Raw genomic sequence first — 15,568 nt, 5'->3', positions numbered from 1 at the left:
CATGGAGCTCGACCTGGCGCTGTCCGCCCGTGAGCTGACCCGCGCGCTGGTCGACGTGCCGTCGGTCAGCGGCGACGAGGCGGCGCTCGCCGCCGCCGTCGAGAAGGCGCTGCGGTCGGCCGGCGAGCTGGAGGTGTGCCGGGACGGCGATGCCGTGCTCGCGCGGACCACCCGCGGCCTGCCGACCCGGGTGCTGCTCGCCGGCCACCTCGACACGGTCCCCCTCGCGGGCAATCTGCCCGCCCGCCTCGACGGCTCCCGCCTGTACGGCTGCGGGACGTCCGACATGAAGGCGGGGCTGGCGGTGATGCTGCGCCTGGCCGCGGCCCTGGGCGCCGGCGCCGCCGCCCGGCACGACGTGACCTGGATCTTCTACGACAACGAGGAGGTCGAGGCGGCGCGGAACGGGCTGCGCCGGCTGGCCGCCGGGCACCGGGCCTGGCTGGCGGCCGATCTCGCGGTCCTCATGGAGCCCACCGGCGGCGAGATCGAGGCGGGGTGCCAGGGGACGCTGCGGGTGGTGGCCACCACCCGTGGCCGGCGCGCCCACTCGGCCCGTTCCTGGCTCGGCGACAACGCGATCCACCACGCCGGCGAACTTCTCTCCCGGCTCGGCGCCTACCGGCCGCGCTCCGTCACGATCGACGGCTGCACCTACCGGGAGGGCCTGTCCGCGGTGCGCATCGCCGGTGGAGTCGCCGGCAACGTGATCCCGGACGAGTGCCGGGTCACCGTGAACTTCCGGTTCGCGCCGGACCGGGATGTCGCGGCCGCGCTCGATCACGTCACCCAGGTGCTCGACGGGTACGAGCTGACCGTCGAGGACAGCGCCGGGGGCGCGCTTCCCGGGCTCGCCGCACCCGCCGCCGCCGCGTTCGTCGCGGCCACCGGGCGCACCCCGGTGGCCAAGTACGGGTGGACGGATGTGGCGCGCTTCGCCGAGCTGGGTATCCCGGCGCTGAACTACGGCCCGGGTGACCCGAACCTGGCGCACACCCGCGACGAGTACGTCGACCTGGCGCTCGTCGACGAGGCGGAGCGGGTGCTCAGCTCCTACCTGGTGGCGGCGTAGCGGGGTGGCGGCGTAGCGGGGTGGCGGCGTAGCGGGGTGGCGGCGTAGCGGGGTGGCGGCGTAGCGGGGTGGCGGCGTAGCGGGGTGGCGGCGTAGCGGGGTGGCGGTGGGCCGTGGCGGGCCGCTGGCCGCCGGCACCTCCGCGGGAGGCCGGGGGCGAGGAGGTCTTCGGGGCTGTCGGTGCACCTGCGTATGGTGCGGACGTGACAAGCTCCACCCCCCCTGAGCCCTCGACCGGCGGATCGACGCGAGCTGGCGGGCCGCCGCCCGAGCAGCGTCGCGGCCCGGTCACCGCCCGGCGCGGCCAGGTGCAGACGTCCACCACCGACCAGCGCCTGCTCGGGACGCGGAGCCCGGCGTCGTTCGTGCACAGTGACCCGTGGCGGGTCCTGCGCATCCAGAGCGAGTTCGTCGAGGGGTTCGGGCTGCTGGCGGATCTGCCGCCGGCCGTCACCGTCTTCGGCTCCGCGCGGGTGGGCCGGGACGAGCCCGAATACGAGCTCGGTCGCCGGCTGGGCGCGGCGCTGGCGGCCGCGGGCTACGCGGTGATCACCGGTGGTGGCCCCGGGGTGATGGAGGCGGTCAACCGGGGCACCCGCGAGGCGGGCGGGCTGTCGGTCGGCCTCGGCATCGAGCTGCCGTTCGAACAGAACCTGAACGACTGGGTCGACCTCGGTGTGAGCTTTCGGNACTTCTTCGTCCGCAAGACGATGTTCGTGAAGTACGCGGAGGCGTTCGTCATCATGCCCGGCNGCTTCGGCACGCTGGACGAGCTGTTCGAGGCGCTGACCCTGCTGCAGACCGGGAAGGTCACCCGGTTCCCGGTGGTGCTGATGGGCACCGAGTACTGGTCCGGGCTGTTGGACTGGCTGCGCTCGACCGTCCAGGCGGCGGCCCGGATCAAGCCGGGTGATCTGGACCTGGTGCATCTCACCGATGACGTCGACGAGGCCGTGCGCGTCATTCTCACCGGCACCGGGCGCGGCACCGCGGGGCCGGCCGGTCCGGTCAGCCACGGCGGCGGCGGCGAGCGCGCTCCCGGCGGCGGGGGCGGTGAGCCTGACAGCGCCTCCGGTGGCGGTGTGGGCGGCAGTGCGGGCGGGGAGGTGGGCGGCGTGCCCGGCTTCGTCGGGAGTGTGGACCAGGACGGGCGGCCCGTCGGCACGGACCCGATGTGAACATCTGTGTCTACTGCTCGTCGTCCGAGCTCATCGACCCGTCGTTCGTCCTGCTCGCGGCCGAGGTCGGGACAGAGCTTGCCCGGCGCGGGCATGTCCTGGTCTCGGGCGGCGGTTCGGTGTCGTGCATGGGCGCCGTGGCACGGGCGGCCCGGGCCGGCGGCGCGCACACGATCGGTGTCATCCCCGAGGCACTGGTCGCGATGGAGGTCGGGGACACCGACTCCGACGAACTGATCGTCACCGCCACCATGCGTGAGCGAAAAGCGATCATGGATGAGCGTGCGGACGGTTTCCTCGCCCTCCCCGGCGGCCTGGGGACGCTGGAGGAACTGTTCGAGATCTGGGTGGGCGGCCTGCTCGGCCTGCACGACAAGCCGATGGTGATCCTGGACCATGACGGGGTGTTCGCGCATCTGCGCGTGCTCATCGACGACCTGGTCGGCCGCGGTTTCGTGCGTCCGCACGCCCGCGACACCGTGATCTGGGCGACCAGCGTGACCGAGGCGCTGGACTTCGTCGAGGGCGGCGTGCGGGGCCGCGGCGGGCCGCGGCGGGTGCCGACCTCGGAGGAGGTCGCCGAGGGCGAGTGACCCCGCGGCCCCGTTCGCCGGGTGGCCGTTCGCCGGGTGGCCGGCCGTCAGGTCACCGGTCGTCGGTGACCGGGTCGGTAACCGGGGGTGAGGTGGTCAGACGACTCCGCGGCGCGCGATCCGCAGGTCGACATCCCCGCGCAGGGCGGAGACCATCCGCAGTGTGCGCCAGGTGGCGGTCACCTGGTGCGCGCGGAAGACCCGGGCCCCGAGCCACGCGGCCACCGCGGTCGCGGCCAGGGTGCCCTCGAGCCGCTCGTCGACCGGGGCGTCCAGCACCTCGCCCACGAAGTCCTTGTTGGACATCGCCACCAGCACGGGCCACCCGGTGGCGACCAGCTCCGGCAGCCGGCGGGTGGACTCCAGCGAGTGCCGGCTGTTCTTGCCGAAGTCGTGGCCGGGGTCGATCAGCACCCCGTCGGGCCGGACGCCCAGCGACACGGCCCGCTCGGCCAGCCCGGTGGTCGTGACGGCGATGTCGGCGACCACGTCGTCGTAGGCGATCCGGTGGGGGCGGGTCCGCGGCGGCAGGTGGCCGGCGTGGGTGCACACCAGGCCCGTGCCGAACTCGGCGGCGACCTCGGCGAGCTGCGGGTCGACTCCGCCCCAGGCGTCGTTGAGCAGGTCGGCGCCCTCGCCGGCGACCACCCGCCCGACCTCGGCCCGCCAGGTGTCGACGCTGATCACGATGTCGGAGTGCCGGGCCCGCACGGCCCCGACGAACCCGCCGATGCGCCGCAGCTCCTCGGCGGCGTCGATCTCCTCGCCCGGAGCCGCCTTGACCCCCCCGATGTCGATGATGCCGGCGCCGCCGTCCACCGCGGCATCGACGGCGGCGAGCGCCTCCGCCTCGCCATAGGTGGCACCCCGGTCGAAGAAGGAGTCCGGGGTGCGGTTGACGATCGCCATCACGACAAGCTCGGACGGGCCGAAGCTGCGCGTACCGAGCCGCAACGGCCGGGCGGCGCGGCTGGTCGGGTGGGAATCGGCGGCCACCCCGCCCACCCTGCCAGACATCGCCGCGACTGGACCAGACTTCCCGGTGGCCGGGTCGTGCCTCCTGGTAGTCGTGCCGCGTCGTGGTCGTGCTGCGTCGTGGTCGTGCCTCCTGCTGGTCCGGTCGGGTCTCCCGCCGCCGATGTCCGCCGCGCCGCCGGGATGTCCGCCACTCTCGGTCTCGTGCCCGCCGGCGAGTCGGCGGGTGGATCCGCCGCGGGCCGGCGGGCATGGCACGATCGACCTCGTGGTGCTCGCTGTGGAGATCCTGCTCATCGCGACGGTGGTGTTCGTCGTGGCGGCCCTGGCCGTCGGGCGCTTCGACCGGATGGTGCCGGCCCTGCCGGACGGGCCGCATGTCGGCCTGGGCAGTGGCGCGGTCGCCTCCGACGACGTGGCGGACGTCCGGTTCGGCATGGCCGTGCGCGGATACCGGATGGCCGAGGTCGACGCGGTGTTGGCCCGCCTCGCCTACGAGATCGCCTGGCGGGACGAGGAGCTCGCGCGCCGCGACGAGGAGCTTGTGCGGCTCGCGGAGCTGGCGCACCTCGGCGCGGACGCCGGCCCCGGCGCCGGCTCCAGCGGTGCCGGTACGCCGCCCGGCCCGGCCACGCCGCCCGGCCCGGCCGGGATCGCCGGTGTGGGCGAGCTGGACGGCGCGCCCCGCGGGGCTGACGTGTCCGGTGAGGCCGGCATCTCGGGTGGGGCTGACGTCTCGGGTGGGGCTGACGTGTCCGGTGGGGCTGACGTGTCCGGTGGGGACAAGGCCCGTCACCACGGGTCCGACCAGGACGACGCCGGCCGGCCCCCCGACGTCCGGGACGAGCCGGACCGGCCGGCGGTTGCCGCACCCGAGGACGATGCTGGTGGGTAACCGTAGTGAAACGCATCGGATTGACTAGCGTGGGGGTGCTGGGGCACCAGTAAGATCATCGATGGCACTACCCTGCCGTGNCCGTTGTGATTCCCCGCTGGGACGTGTTTCGGTTTGCGGGCGGGTCTCCGGGATAATCGTCGTCAGACGCAGGTCCGACGGCAGGAAGAGGTGCACCGATGGCGGCCATGAAGCCGCGGACGGGTGACGGTCCGCTCGAGGTCACCAAGGAGGGGCGCGGCATCGTCATGCGCGTCCCGCTCGAAGGGGGCGGCCGACTCGTCGTCGAGCTCACCGCCGACGAGGCGAGCGCGCTGGGAGATGCTCTCAAGGTCGCTGTCGGTTAGGTCCGGGTGGTCATCTACGACTGGTCAGCTGTACACGCCTGCGATGCGGGGGGCGCGGTATGACAACCGTCGTGTCCCCGCCGAGTGTCGACTTCCTGGAGTCGAGGTACCGAGCCCCGCTCGTCTTCATCACGTCCGCTGATCATCAGGGGTCCGCCGGTGAGCCCGCGGCGGAGGCCGCGCCGCCCGCCGACCAGACCGGGCCGGGTGGCCAGGCCGGTGTGGTCGGCGCGGACTGCGTGGTCCTCGCCGTGGTGGTCACGTCGGCCGAAGGGGCCGCCGTGTTGACGGACCGCGCCCGCCGGGCGTGTGCCCGGGTCGGCGTTGATCCGGATCAGCTGATCGAGAACGAGAGTTTTCGCGGCGACGCCGGTGGGGTGCTCGTCGTGCCGTTGGCGCGGTCCGAGCGGCCCTGGCGGCTTCTCCTGGTCGGTGCTGGCGCCGGTGAGGTGGCGGACTGGCGGGCCGCCGGGGCGGCTCTCGCGCGGCGGGCGGGTGCGAAGGGGAGGCCCTTCGTCGTCGCCGACCCGGACGCGGAGCGTGCCCGGGCCCTCGTCGAGGGGTTCGGGCTCGCCTCCTACCGGCTCGCCGACGCGGTCACCGGCCGCGGGCCCGAGGAGGAACCCGCGGACCCGGCCTCGGACCCGGCCGCGGCTGATCCCGTCGCCGCCGGCCCCGCTTCCGCGGCGGCTTCCGATCATGCCGGCGACGCGCGGCCGGCTTCGGACGCGGATCTGCCCGACCGGGCCGACCCGCGCTCGGACCGGGTGCTGGTGCTCAGTCCGGAACGGGCCGACGACCCGGCTGTCGCCGGCGCCGTGCGCCGGGGCCGCGTCGTCACCGACGCGGTGTGCCTCGCGCGTGATCTGATCAACATGCCGAGTCTGGTCAAGACGCCGGGCTGGTTCGCGGAGCAGGCGCGGCTCGTGGCCGGCCAGGCTGGTCTGGGCATCTCGGTGCTCGACCACGCCGACCTGGTCCGCGAGGGGTTCGGTGGGCTGGTCGCGGTCGGCGGCGGGTCGCCACGCCCGCCTTGCCTGGTCCAGATCACCTACGACGGCCCGGCCGCCGCCCCGGGCGGGCCCGGCCACCGGGTCCTGGTGGGCAAGGGCATCACGTTCGACTCCGGGGGCCTGTCACTCAAGCCGTCGGTGTCGATGGCAGGCATGAAGACCGACATGTCCGGCGCCGCGGCGGTTCTGGGTGCCATGGCGGCCCTGCCTGAACTGGGCGTCCCCGGCAAGGTCACCGCGCTGCTCTGCCTCGCGGAGAACATGATCGGCCGGTCCGCGGTCCGTCCCGGGGACGTGATCACCTGCTGGGGTGGGACCACGGTGGAGGTCCTCAACACCGACGCCGAGGGACGTCTGGTGCTCGCTGACGGGCTCGCTTACGCCGCCGCGACGCTCCAGCCCGACCAGATGGTCGATCTCGCCACCCTGACCGGCGCGATCACCGTGGCACTGGGCCGGCGCACCGCCGGTCTGTTCTCCTCGGACGACGCTCTCGCGNGGGAGCTCGCCGCGGCGGCGACTGTCGCGGGGGAACGCCTGTGGCGACTGCCGCTGACCGAGGAGTACCGGCCCGCGATCGACTCGCCGGTCGCCGATCTGGCGAACATCGGCCGCGCCCTGGACGTGAACGGTGGCTCGATCACCGCGGCGCTGTTCCTGCGCGAGTTCACCCGCGGCCGCCCCTGGGCGCATCTGGACATCGCGGGCACGGCCCGCGCGGACTCCGACGACGGCGAGATCAGCCGAGGCGGCACCGGGTGGGGCGTCCGCACCCTGATCGCCTATCTGGCCGGCGGCGGCTCGGGGGAGCCCGAGAGCCGGCACTGAGCAGGGCGGCGCGCCGCCCGCGGGGGCCGTGGGCTCCCGTGGGCGCCGCTCCGCCGGGTCCCGGCCGGCCGCTCAGGTCCGTTCGGCGCCGGCGCGTCCCGCTGGGCCGTCAGGGACGCGCCGGCGCCGCCGACCCCAGCGTGGTGAGCTGGCGCCGGACCCAGTGCAGACTGTTCTTCTCCGGCATGACCGCCGGCCAACCGGCGAGCGCGGCCTCCATCTCGTACCGGGCCGCCGTCGCCAGAACCTCGACCAGCAGATCGTCGACGTCGGCCTGGTCGACCCGGAGCTGGTCGAGGTAGCGCGCGAGGATGCCACCCGGGTGCGGCTCCCGGACGACATACGCCTCCCCGGTGTCCACCACCCAGTTCAGCCGGTAGGTGGAGTGCTCGTCGTCCTCGATGGTCCAACCGTCTCCGAAGGAGATCTCCTCGGACGCCCGCCGGCGGGGATCAGCCTCGTAGAACTCGCGGATGTTCATGCCGTACGCCTGCCCCCGGGGGCGGCGGTCGCAAACGTGCCGCCCCGGACGCCCGCCCCGCGACGCCCGCCCAGGTCGTCCCGCCGCACCGGGCCCGATCCCGCCCGCCGGCTGCGGCGTCCCGCCGATGGCTACGGCGTCCCGCCCCCGATGCGGCCGAGTGCCGTCTGGTAGCCGGCCGCCATGGTCTCGGTGAGGACCAGCGAGAGCCGCAGCACGATCCGGCCCTGGACGAAGGTGTACTCGGCCGGCGGGTCGCCTTCGGCGCGCGGCGTGCTCAGGGCCGTGGCGCGGCTGCGGGCCGCGGCCGGCTCCGCGAAGACCTCGATGGCTCCGCCCCGCTCGATGGCGTCCGCCGGCGCCCCGCCGGTCTCGCTCGCGCTCACCCGGGTGTCGGTGAAGGCGATCCGACTGGTGTAACCCGCGGGCCGCCCGAGCAGGGCATCCGGGTCGTTCTGGGCGGTGTAGACGACCGTCGTCCGCAGCGGCAGGCCCTGACCGGCGAGCATGATCGCAACCTGCTCCGCGGTAGGCCCGGCCACCTGTTCCGGCGCGCCCGTGGCCCCGTCGGTCGTACCCGGGGTGGGGGCGCCCGCGGTGGCGGTCACTGCCGGGCCCCGCGCCTCGCCCGACCCCGTGGTGGCCCGGTTCAGGACGTATCCGGCCCCACCGGAGAGGACCGCGATGCCGAGGAAGAAGGCCACCCACCCGAGCCAGTTCTCGCCGCGGGCCGGCGGCGGGGCGGGCGGCGGGGCGGCCGGGCGTGCGGGGCCGGCCGAGATACCCGCCCGACCGGGCGGGGCTGGACGACCGGGCGGAGTCGGCCGACCGGGCGGCCTGCCGTACCCCGGGGCGTGGCTCGGGTGGCTGCCGTGGCTCGGTGGTGTGGGCTCGTCGGCGTAGTCCCGGGCCCGGGACGTCCAGGCGCCGCGGCTGCCGGTTCCTCCGGTCGGACTCCCCGGCCGCCTGGCGTGCCCGACAGGGCGTCCGGCGGGACCGCCGGTGTAGCCCGGGTGTGGCCCGTAGCGGCCGTCCTCGGCGTGGCCGGCCGGACCGCCGTAGCGGCCCTGATCGCTGTAGCGAGCCTGATTGCTGTAGCGAGCCTGATTGCTGTAGCGGTCGTGGCGGTCGTGGCGGTCGTGGCGGTCGTCGTCGTGGTCGTCGTCGAAGTGACGACGATCCACCTGACCGCGCACCATGTCCGTCACTCCCGGTTCGACGCGTGTCGCCCGACAGGTGCCGGCCGACCTTCCGGCGACCTGCGCTCACCGGCGGGTGATCCCTCGCCGGGAGCCGCCTGGGTCGTGTGGCCCAGGCAGGCTGACTCGCCGTCGACCGCCCGCCCCCACCATCGGGCGCCGCCGTGGATCGTACGGGTGGGGGAAATGTCGGACATGGTGCGGGTGCGGTAGATCGTTGCGGTCTCCGGCTCAGCTGAGCCTAATCGGTGACCTGGTCCCGACGCACCGCGCGCGAGCGCCGGTCGCCCGGCTCAGCCGACCGGCGAGGACTTCGCCACCACCGCCACCAGCAACCCGTCGCCGGTGGTGAGCAGCATCTGGGTGAGCCGCGCGTCGTCCCGCACGGCGGTCGCAAGCTCGCGGACCGCGACGACGTCCTGGCCGCGCGCGGCCGGGTCCATGGTCTGGCCGCCGGCCAGGACCCCGGCGAAGGCCACAACACCGCCTGGCCGCAGCAGCCGCAGCGCCTGCGTCAGGTACTCGGTGCTCTCGCGCCGATCGGCGTCGCAGAAGACCAGGTCGTAGGCACCGTCGGTGAGTCGNGGGAGCACTTCGAGCGCCCGCCCGGTGATCAGCCGACTGCGCCCCGGGGCCATCCCGGCGTCGGCGTAGATCCGCCGGGCGAGCCGCAGGTGCTCGGCCTCGACGTCGATGGTGGTGAGGGTCCCGTCGGGCCGCATCCCGCGGAGCAGCCAGGTGCCGGACACGCCGGTACCGGTGCCGATCTCGACGACCGCCCGGGCGCCCACGGAGGCGGCGAGGAAGCGAAGCACCGCGCCGGCACCGGGACTGACCGGGACGATCCCGACCTCCTCGGCGCGAGCGCGGGCAGCACGAAGAACAGGGTCTTCCAGGAGGAAGCCCTCGGCGTAGGCGACGGCAGATTCCCGTGCCGCGATGTCGATGTCCGGCATGACATCCGCAGCCTACGGGAACAGGAGACGAGACAGGAACGTTCGTGTTGCCAGATGCGTCCGTGTCGACCGGGTCGAGGGGAGAAAATCGGTGTCCGCAGCGGGATTCGCCGCTCCCTGGCCAGCGCGTCGGGTACGTTCGTCGCGAACCGACCGAGAGGCGGCCGTGGCGACGGAGGAGCTCGGGGCCGGTTCGGCCGTCCAGAACCCGGCCGCTGCCCCAGAAAACACTGGTTGGGTGCCCCCGTCCTGGGAGGACGTGGTCCGCGAGCACGGCAACCGGGTATATCGGCTTGCCTATCGTCTGACCGGCAACGCCCACGACGCGGAGGACCTCACCCAGGACGTCTTCGTGCGGGTCTTCCGCTCGCTGGCGGACTACACCCCCGGCACTTTCGAGGGCTGGCTGCACCGCATCACCACGAACCTCTTCCTGGACCGGATGCGCCGCCAGCAGAAGATCAGGTTCGACGCGCTGCCGGAGGACACCGAGCGGCTGGCCGGCCGCGAGGCGAGCCCGGAGGCCGTCTACGCGGAGAGCCACCTGGACGCCGACGTCGAGGCCGCCCTGGCCGCGCTCCCGCCGGACTTCCGGGCCGCGGTCGTGCTGTGCGACATCGAACAGCTCTCCTACGAGGAGATCGCGCAGACCCTCGGCGTCAAGCTCGGCACGGTCCGCAGCCGGATCTCCCGCGGGCGGGCGATGCTGCGGGCGGCACTGGCCGACCGGGCGCCGCGCGGCATGGCGATCACCGCCGACGGGTCGGCGACGGCCGGGCCGGAGCACGGTGGGGCGCCGGCCATGAACATGCCGGGTGCCGCCGCCGCGTCCGGAGCCTGGAACGGGGTGCCGGTCGACGCCGCCCCCGCGCGCCACGAGGCCGGCTCGCCGGATGGCCCGTTCGGCCGTGATGGCTCCGACACCGAGCGGGCCGGGCGGCGGGGTCGCAGAGGCGAGCGCCGCCGGAGCTCGGTGAGCACTGCTGTCGGAGTCGAGGGCGGTGCTCCTCGGGAGCGGCGGGCGTGAGCGGGCACCTGGGCGAGCGTCTCACCTCCCTGGTTGACGGCCAGCTGGGCCACGACGACCGCGATCGTGCCCTTGCCCACCTCGCGCGGTGTTCCGCATGCCAGGCGGAGGCCGCCGAGCAGCGCTTCCTCAAGACCCGGCTCACCAACCTCGCCGAGCCGACGCTGCCGGGCGGTCTGACCGCCAGCCTGCTGAGCCTCGGCGCGCGGGAGTACCAGGCGGCGCGGCCGGCTCGGCCCGCCCCCTCGGCGCCGCTCAGGATGCCCGTGCTGGCCGGTGGTTTCGTCGCCGAGCGTTCCGCTGAGCGGGCGGCTGAGCGTTCCGCCGCGCGGCGGCCGGCGCCCGCTCCGGAGCCGCTGGCCCGGCGCGCGGGTGGTCGGGAGCCGCACCCGGCTCTCTCGGCGGGTTCACTCGGCCGCGGGGGAGCGGCCCCGGCCAGGCCGGGGCCGGTGAGGCCAGCAGTTGGGGCGTCGCGTGCGCCGGGCGGGCCTTCCCTGCGCTCGGGCGCGTGTGGCGCTTCCCCGGTGGGTGGAAAAGCCCGCGGTATGTCCGGTGCGCGGCCCGGGCACTCGGCCCGGTCCGGCGGGCGTGGGCGGATGCGCCGCACGCTGGTCGGTTCCGCCGCCTTCATGATGCTGGCGGTCAGCGGTTCGGCGTTGGCCGACGGGCGCGCGGCCGCCCGCCCCGCCGGCCCGCAGACCGGGCAGCTGCCCGCGGTCGTGGCGGCGGTCCCGGCCAAGGCCCCGTCGCCGAGCGGGCCGCGCCCGAGCCCGATGATCGCCCCGGTCTCCTTCCCCCGGCCCTGAGCAGGCTTTCGCCGCCGCGGCTTCCCCGCCTCCGGGCAGCGGCCGTGCTTTCCGCCGGCCCGCTGTTTGCGCGTTCCGTGCTGCGCGCGGTTTGCGTGATCTGATCAGATCGACCGCCATGTGATCGTCTGATGGCACCACCGGGCTACCTCAAAGGTCGTTGAATTCGCACTTTCGCGTTAACAACGGCAGGTGAGTGACTCCCAGGTGCATGAACGCGTCGCATCCCTCACGATGAGTTAGCTCAGTGAGCCGCGTCGGGGAAATTTGCACCTGCTGACCTTCCTGCGTTCGTCCGACACCCTTTACCGTGTTGTCCGCCTGGTTGCGCGGACGCGCGGCGGCGGCCCGCGGACAGCCCACGGTCCCCAGTGTGGTGATCGGGCACATCGGGGAGGGCATGTGGACAGCACCGGTGACGACCAGACCACGGATGGCACCAGCCCAGGCGTGGTGCCACCGCGGAAGGCATCGGTGCCGACCAGACCGGCGGTCCGTCCCACTGTTCGTCCGCGAGCACAGGACGGGACGATTCCCTCAGCCGGCGGGCCGCGGCGGCCGGTGCCCGCCTCCCTGCCGTTGCACGGTCCGGAGCGCCGCCCGCACGGCACCGCCGTGGCCGCCAGTCGGACCGCGGAGGCCGCGGAGGCCGCGGAGACCGCGGAGACCGCGGAGTCAGGGGAAGCCGCGGAGGCCGGGGAAGCCCCGGGAGCCACGGAGAACGCGCGAGCCGGAGGGCACGGCGAGCGGGCGCCGGCGGGCAGGCGCGCAGCGGCCGACAGACAGGCTTCCCTGGACCAGCCCCCGCCCGCGCAGAGCCGCACGGGGCTCGACGGCCGGCCCGGCGCGGCGCCTCCCGCGCCAGCCGCCTCCCGGCCGTCAGCTCCGGTCCGCCCGGCGCAGCGTCCTTCGGCTGGCGCCGCTCCGGCTCGCCCCGCTCCGGCTCGCCCGGCTCCGGCTCGTCCGGCTCCGGCTGGTTCCGGCCAGGTCGCCCCGGCTCCGGCTCGTCCCGGCCGCGCGACGGATCGTCCTGGCACTGATCGTCCCGACCGCTCGGCGGCTCAGCCGCACCCGGAGCGCATGCCCGCAGCGCCGACCGGGCCGGGGCCGGTGGCGGACCCGCCGTCCGCGCCTTCGGTCGAGCGGGACATCCCGCCGCGGCGCGAGCGATCCGGCGATCACACCGGGACAGCGGCCCCCGGCGCGTCGCGGGCGCCGTTTGTCGAGCCGGTTCGTGCGTCGGCGCGGATTCGCAACGGTTCGCCGGCTGGCGGCGGTGACTCCCCGGCCGACAGCCGACCGGAGCCGGCCGGCGGCGCGGACCGCGCGGCGAAGGCGGCGGACGGCACCAAGGAGGGCGACGGCGCCACCCCCGACAGGTCGGCCGACGGCACGGGAGACGTCCGCGGGAGTGCCGCCGGCCGGGCAGCCGCGCCCGCGGTCACTCGCGGTGACCAGGCTCGGCGGCCCGGGCAGCCGCGAGGGATCTTCGAAGCCGCCCGCGCCCCGGAACCCGCCTCGACGGGGCGCTCCAAGCCGGCCGGCGAGGTGACTCCGCCGCCCCCCGGCCGGGCGCAGCGTCCCGTGACGCCCTCGGCTGGCAAGGAGGGCTCGGCGCCGGCGGCGGCCCGGGTCTCGACAGGTCCGGGTCGGGCCGGAGCCGGAGCCGGGGCGCCGGCCGCGCGTGCGGGGGTGCCTGGTACGACGGCCGAGCCCACGCCCAGGCCGGCGAGGACACCGCCGGCTCCGGCGTCCCGGGTGGACGCCGCGCTCCGGTCGGGTACGCAGTCTCGGGCGGAGCCCGCTCGCCGGACCGAGGCGGCGCCCCGGACGGGACCGACCTCGCGGGTGGACTCGCCCTCGCGGGTGGATCCCCCGTCACGGACGGATGCGCGGTTCCCGAAGGATTCGGGTCAGCCCGCGGCGGTCCGCCCGCCGGCGACTGTCCGTGAGCCGGCGCGGTCCGTGGCCGAACGATCGGCGGCTGAACGGTCCGTGGCTGAACGGTCGGCGGCTGAGCGGTCGGCGGCTGAGCGGTCGGCGGAGGCGCGGATCTCGCCGGAAACCGGGGGCCGGCGCGGGAACCGCCCCACGGCGGACCCGTTCGTGGACCTGGTGTCCCAGCGCCGGCCGCCGCGCCCGCCGACGCCGCCGCCGTCGGAGCAGGCCGCCGGCCGAGGCGCGTCACCGACAGCGGCACCCGTCGACGCCGGCGGGCGAGCGGGTGAGCCGCCGGCCCCCGAGCAGGGCATGCGCGGGATGCCCGGCACGGCCACCAGCCATCACCGGGCGCCGGCGGCCGAAGCGGGGCGCGGGCGGCGCGCACTCGCGATCACCGCGCTGGTCGCCGGGCTGCTTGGCGGGGTGGTCGGCGGCGGAGTGACGGCCGCGCTGATGGGCGGGGCGCCGGACACTCCGGCTCCGGCGGCAGCGGCTCCCACCGTCGTCGATCCCGGATCCGTGGCCGCGGTGGCCGCCCGGGTGCTCCCCTCGGTGGTGACCATCGACGTCTCCGCCGGTGCCGAGGGCGGCAACGGCTCCGGGGTGATCATCCGGTCCGAGGGATACATCCTGACGAACAACCACGTGATCGCGCCCGCGGTCGCGGCAAACGGCCAGATCATGGTCACCNTCGGTTCTGGTGCCGAGCCGGCACTGGCCCAGGTCGTCGGCCGGGACGAGCGTTCCGACCTCGCCGTGCTGCGGATCCCCGGGGCGACCGGGCTGCCCGCGGCGACGCTGGGCCGGTCGGACTCCCTCGTCGTCGGAACGCCGGTGATCGCGATCGGCGCGCCGTTCGGACTGTCCGGCACCGTGACGACAGGCATCGTGAGCGCGCTCGACCGTGATCCGAGCGTGCCCGTCGAGGGTGGCGGCGCCTCGGTCATCATCGGCGCGATCCAGATCGACGCCGCGATCAACCCGGGGAACTCCGGTGGGCCGCTGCTCGACGCGAACGGTCAGGTCGTGGGCCTGAACACGGCAATCGCGACCGTGCCCGGCGCGACCGTCCAGTCCGGCAGCGTCGGGGTGGGCTTCGCCATCCCGATCGACTACGCGGCCTCGGTCGCGGATGAGATCATCCGCACCGGCCGGGCGACCCACCCGTATCTGGGGGTGTCGGCCGCGACGGTCACCGCCGCCGAGGCCCGGGCACGCCACACCACCGCGGGGGCGGTCATCCGGGACATCGAGCCGACCGGGCCGGCGGCCGCCGCGGGCCTCCTCCCCGGCGACATCATCACCCGAGTCGAGGACACAGTGGTGACCAGCACGAACGATCTGACCGCGGCGACCCGCCTGCGCCGGGTCGGGGACTCGGTGACCGTCACCTACTGGCGCGCCGGGTCCGAGCGGGTGACCCGGGTGGCATTGCAGGAACAGCGATAGCGCGGCGGAAACGGCCCGGGAGCCCGACCGGGCGGCCCGCCCGGTGGCACGTGCGGCCCGCCCAGTGGCACGAGAGTGGGGGTGGCCCCGCGGGCGGGTGCACCCGCCCGCGGGGGCCGTGCGCCCGACGTGCCTGGTGGGAGCCGGAGTCGGCCCGCTCGGGCTGCCGGTGAACGACAACCGGACACCTGTTCGTCATGCCGGAGCCTTCCGCCGACAACGGCCAGGGAGGTACTCTGACCGTTGTGTTCAACGGCGTAGGGTGGGGCGAGGTAGCTGTTCTGCTCCTCATCGGGCTGTTTGTTTTCGGGCCCGACCGATTGCCGAAGGCTGCTCGCGATGCGGGCCGCATGCTGCGCCAGTTCCGCCAGATGGCGAACGGGATGCGCAACGACCTGCGCTCGGAGCTCGGGCCGGAGCTGGCGGATCTCGACCTTCGGGACCTGCACCCCAAGACCTTCGTCCGTAAGCACCTCTTCGAGGACGAGGATCCGCTGCTCACGTCCGGCCCGTCGGGCCCGTCCGGCCGGCGCGGGTCGCTGGACTCCCTGCTCGGCGGTGAGGACATCCCCGCCCGGCCGTCCCTCACCAAGAACCACCTGCCGCAGCCGGGGTCGGAAACCGCCTCGCCGGTCAGGCCGGGGCCGTCGCTGACCAAGTCGAGTTCGTCAGCGGGCCGAGCGGTCGCCACCGGCACCGCGCCGGTCGCGCCCCCGGCCCGCTCCGAGCACCTCGCCGAGCCGGCGCCGTTTGATTCGGACGCCACCTGAGCGACCCGGCGGCGGGTGAACCGATCTCCGGCGGCGGG

At 75.0% G+C, this 15,568-nt stretch carries 12 protein-coding genes and 7 pseudogenes; 14 read left to right on the top strand and 5 right to left on the bottom strand.

The window, feature by feature from the left end; all coding sequences use genetic code 11:
• The first annotated feature begins 1 nt into the window (after position 1).
• From dapE to UG55_RS16245, 5 genes and pseudogenes are all read left to right on the top strand, one after another.
• Complete coding sequence (gene dapE / locus UG55_RS16255; RefSeq protein WP_066069474.1) at positions 2 to 1,072, top strand: succinyl-diaminopimelate desuccinylase; 1,071 nt, start codon at positions 2 to 4, stop codon at positions 1,070 to 1,072.
• Between the two features lie 308 nt (positions 1,073 to 1,380).
• Positions 1,381 to 1,761 (top strand): annotated as a pseudogene (locus UG55_RS37960) (LOG family protein); the annotation flags it as partial.
• A gap of 1 nt (position 1,762) precedes the next feature.
• A pseudogene (locus UG55_RS37955) lies at positions 1,763 to 1,824 on the top strand (hypothetical protein); the annotation flags it as partial.
• Between the two features lies 1 nt (position 1,825).
• Positions 1,826 to 2,079: pseudogene (locus tag UG55_RS37950) on the top strand (LOG family protein); the annotation flags it as partial.
• 167 nt (positions 2,080 to 2,246) lie between these two features.
• A complete protein-coding gene (locus tag UG55_RS16245) occupies positions 2,247 to 2,843 on the top strand; it encodes a TIGR00730 family Rossman fold protein (RefSeq protein ID WP_066069471.1) in 597 nt (198 codons plus the stop codon).
• A gap of 96 nt (positions 2,844 to 2,939) precedes the next feature.
• Here the strand turns inward: UG55_RS16245 and folP are convergent, their stop codons facing one another.
• Positions 2,940 to 3,860 carry a dihydropteroate synthase gene (gene folP / locus UG55_RS16240; RefSeq protein WP_083986872.1) on the bottom strand — a complete coding sequence of 307 codons (921 nt, stop codon included), beginning with the start codon at positions 3,858 to 3,860 and terminating at the stop codon, positions 2,940 to 2,942.
• Between the two features lie 184 nt (positions 3,861 to 4,044).
• On the opposite strand from folP, the gene UG55_RS37945 reads away from it, so the two are divergent.
• From UG55_RS37945 to UG55_RS37940, 4 genes and pseudogenes are all read left to right on the top strand, one after another.
• Positions 4,045 to 4,713, top strand: coding sequence for a DivIVA domain-containing protein (locus tag UG55_RS37945; RefSeq protein WP_242424622.1), 669 nt, complete (start codon positions 4,045 to 4,047; stop codon positions 4,711 to 4,713).
• 179 nt (positions 4,714 to 4,892) lie between these two features.
• Positions 4,893 to 5,060, top strand: coding sequence for a DUF3117 domain-containing protein (locus UG55_RS27445; protein ID WP_018634565.1), 168 nt, complete (start codon positions 4,893 to 4,895; stop codon positions 5,058 to 5,060).
• Between the two features lie 59 nt (positions 5,061 to 5,119).
• Positions 5,120 to 6,571, top strand: a pseudogene (locus UG55_RS16230) (leucyl aminopeptidase family protein); the annotation flags it as partial.
• Between the two features lies 1 nt (position 6,572).
• Positions 6,573 to 6,901 (top strand): annotated as a pseudogene (locus UG55_RS37940) (leucyl aminopeptidase); the annotation flags it as partial.
• Positions 6,902 to 7,010: 109 nt separating this feature from the next.
• Here UG55_RS37940 and UG55_RS16225 read toward each other — a convergent pair.
• The 4 genes and pseudogenes from UG55_RS16225 to UG55_RS37930 form a co-directional block, all read right to left on the bottom strand.
• On the bottom strand, positions 7,011 to 7,382 hold the full coding sequence (locus tag UG55_RS16225) for a hypothetical protein (RefSeq protein WP_066069464.1): 372 nt from the start codon (positions 7,380 to 7,382) through the stop codon (positions 7,011 to 7,013).
• A gap of 131 nt (positions 7,383 to 7,513) precedes the next feature.
• Positions 7,514 to 8,581, bottom strand: a complete 1,068-nt coding sequence (locus UG55_RS28580) for a hypothetical protein (RefSeq protein ID WP_157901523.1) — start codon at positions 8,579 to 8,581, stop codon at positions 7,514 to 7,516.
• A 293-nt stretch (positions 8,582 to 8,874) separates the two neighbouring features.
• A pseudogene (locus UG55_RS37935) lies at positions 8,875 to 9,165 on the bottom strand (O-methyltransferase); the annotation flags it as partial.
• Between the two features lies 1 nt (position 9,166).
• The coding region (locus tag UG55_RS37930; RefSeq protein ID WP_396230930.1) for an O-methyltransferase at positions 9,167 to 9,537 on the bottom strand (371 nt) is incomplete at its 3' end.
• A gap of 166 nt (positions 9,538 to 9,703) precedes the next feature.
• Here UG55_RS37930 and sigE point away from each other — a divergent pair.
• From sigE to tatB, 5 genes and pseudogenes are all read left to right on the top strand, one after another.
• Positions 9,704 to 10,564, top strand: coding sequence for an RNA polymerase sigma factor SigE (gene sigE, locus UG55_RS16210; protein WP_066069460.1), 861 nt, complete (start codon positions 9,704 to 9,706; stop codon positions 10,562 to 10,564).
• Positions 10,561 to 11,370 carry an anti-sigma factor gene (locus UG55_RS29500; RefSeq protein WP_066069457.1) on the top strand — a complete coding sequence of 270 codons (810 nt, stop codon included), beginning with the start codon at positions 10,561 to 10,563 and terminating at the stop codon, positions 11,368 to 11,370. The genes sigE and UG55_RS29500 overlap by 4 nt, the downstream gene beginning before the upstream one ends.
• Before the next feature lie 1,080 nt (positions 11,371 to 12,450).
• A pseudogene (locus tag UG55_RS46280) lies at positions 12,451 to 14,001 on the top strand (hypothetical protein); the annotation flags it as partial.
• 1 nt (position 14,002) lies between these two features.
• Positions 14,003 to 14,760 (top strand): S1C family serine protease (locus tag UG55_RS16200; protein WP_242424621.1); only part of this gene is annotated, 758 nt, incomplete at its 5' end.
• 197 nt (positions 14,761 to 14,957) lie between these two features.
• Entirely contained in the window at positions 14,958 to 15,530 is a 573-nt protein-coding gene (gene tatB / locus UG55_RS16195; RefSeq protein WP_396230929.1) for a Sec-independent protein translocase protein TatB, read from the top strand.
• Positions 15,531 to 15,568: the final 38 nt, after the last annotated feature.

The sequence above is a fragment of the Frankia sp. EI5c genome (genome assembly GCF_001636565.1).
Lineage (GTDB): Bacteria > Actinomycetota > Actinomycetes > Frankiales > Frankiaceae > Parafrankia.
Note: the sequence above shows the minus strand (reverse complement) of the source record. Positions and strands in the feature narration are given on the sequence as shown.

Coding starts and splice junctions, on each gene's coding strand:
- UG55_RS27445 (WP_018634565.1), top strand. CDS start 4,893: ATGGCGGCCATGAAGCCGCGGACGGGTGACGGTCCGCTCGAGGTCACC.
- dapE (WP_066069474.1), top strand. CDS start 2: ATGGAGCTCGACCTGGCGCTGTCCGCCCGTGAGCTGACCCGCGCGCTG.
- folP (WP_083986872.1), bottom strand. CDS start 3,860: ATGTCTGGCAGGGTGGGCGGGGTGGCCGCCGATTCCCACCCGACCAGC.
- UG55_RS28580 (WP_157901523.1), bottom strand. CDS start 8,581: ATGGTGCGCGGTCAGGTGGATCGTCGTCACTTCGACGACGACCACGAC.
- UG55_RS16225 (WP_066069464.1), bottom strand. CDS start 7,382: ATGAACATCCGCGAGTTCTACGAGGCTGATCCCCGCCGGCGGGCGTCC.
- tatB (WP_396230929.1), top strand. CDS start 14,958: ATGCCGGAGCCTTCCGCCGACAACGGCCAGGGAGGTACTCTGACCGTT.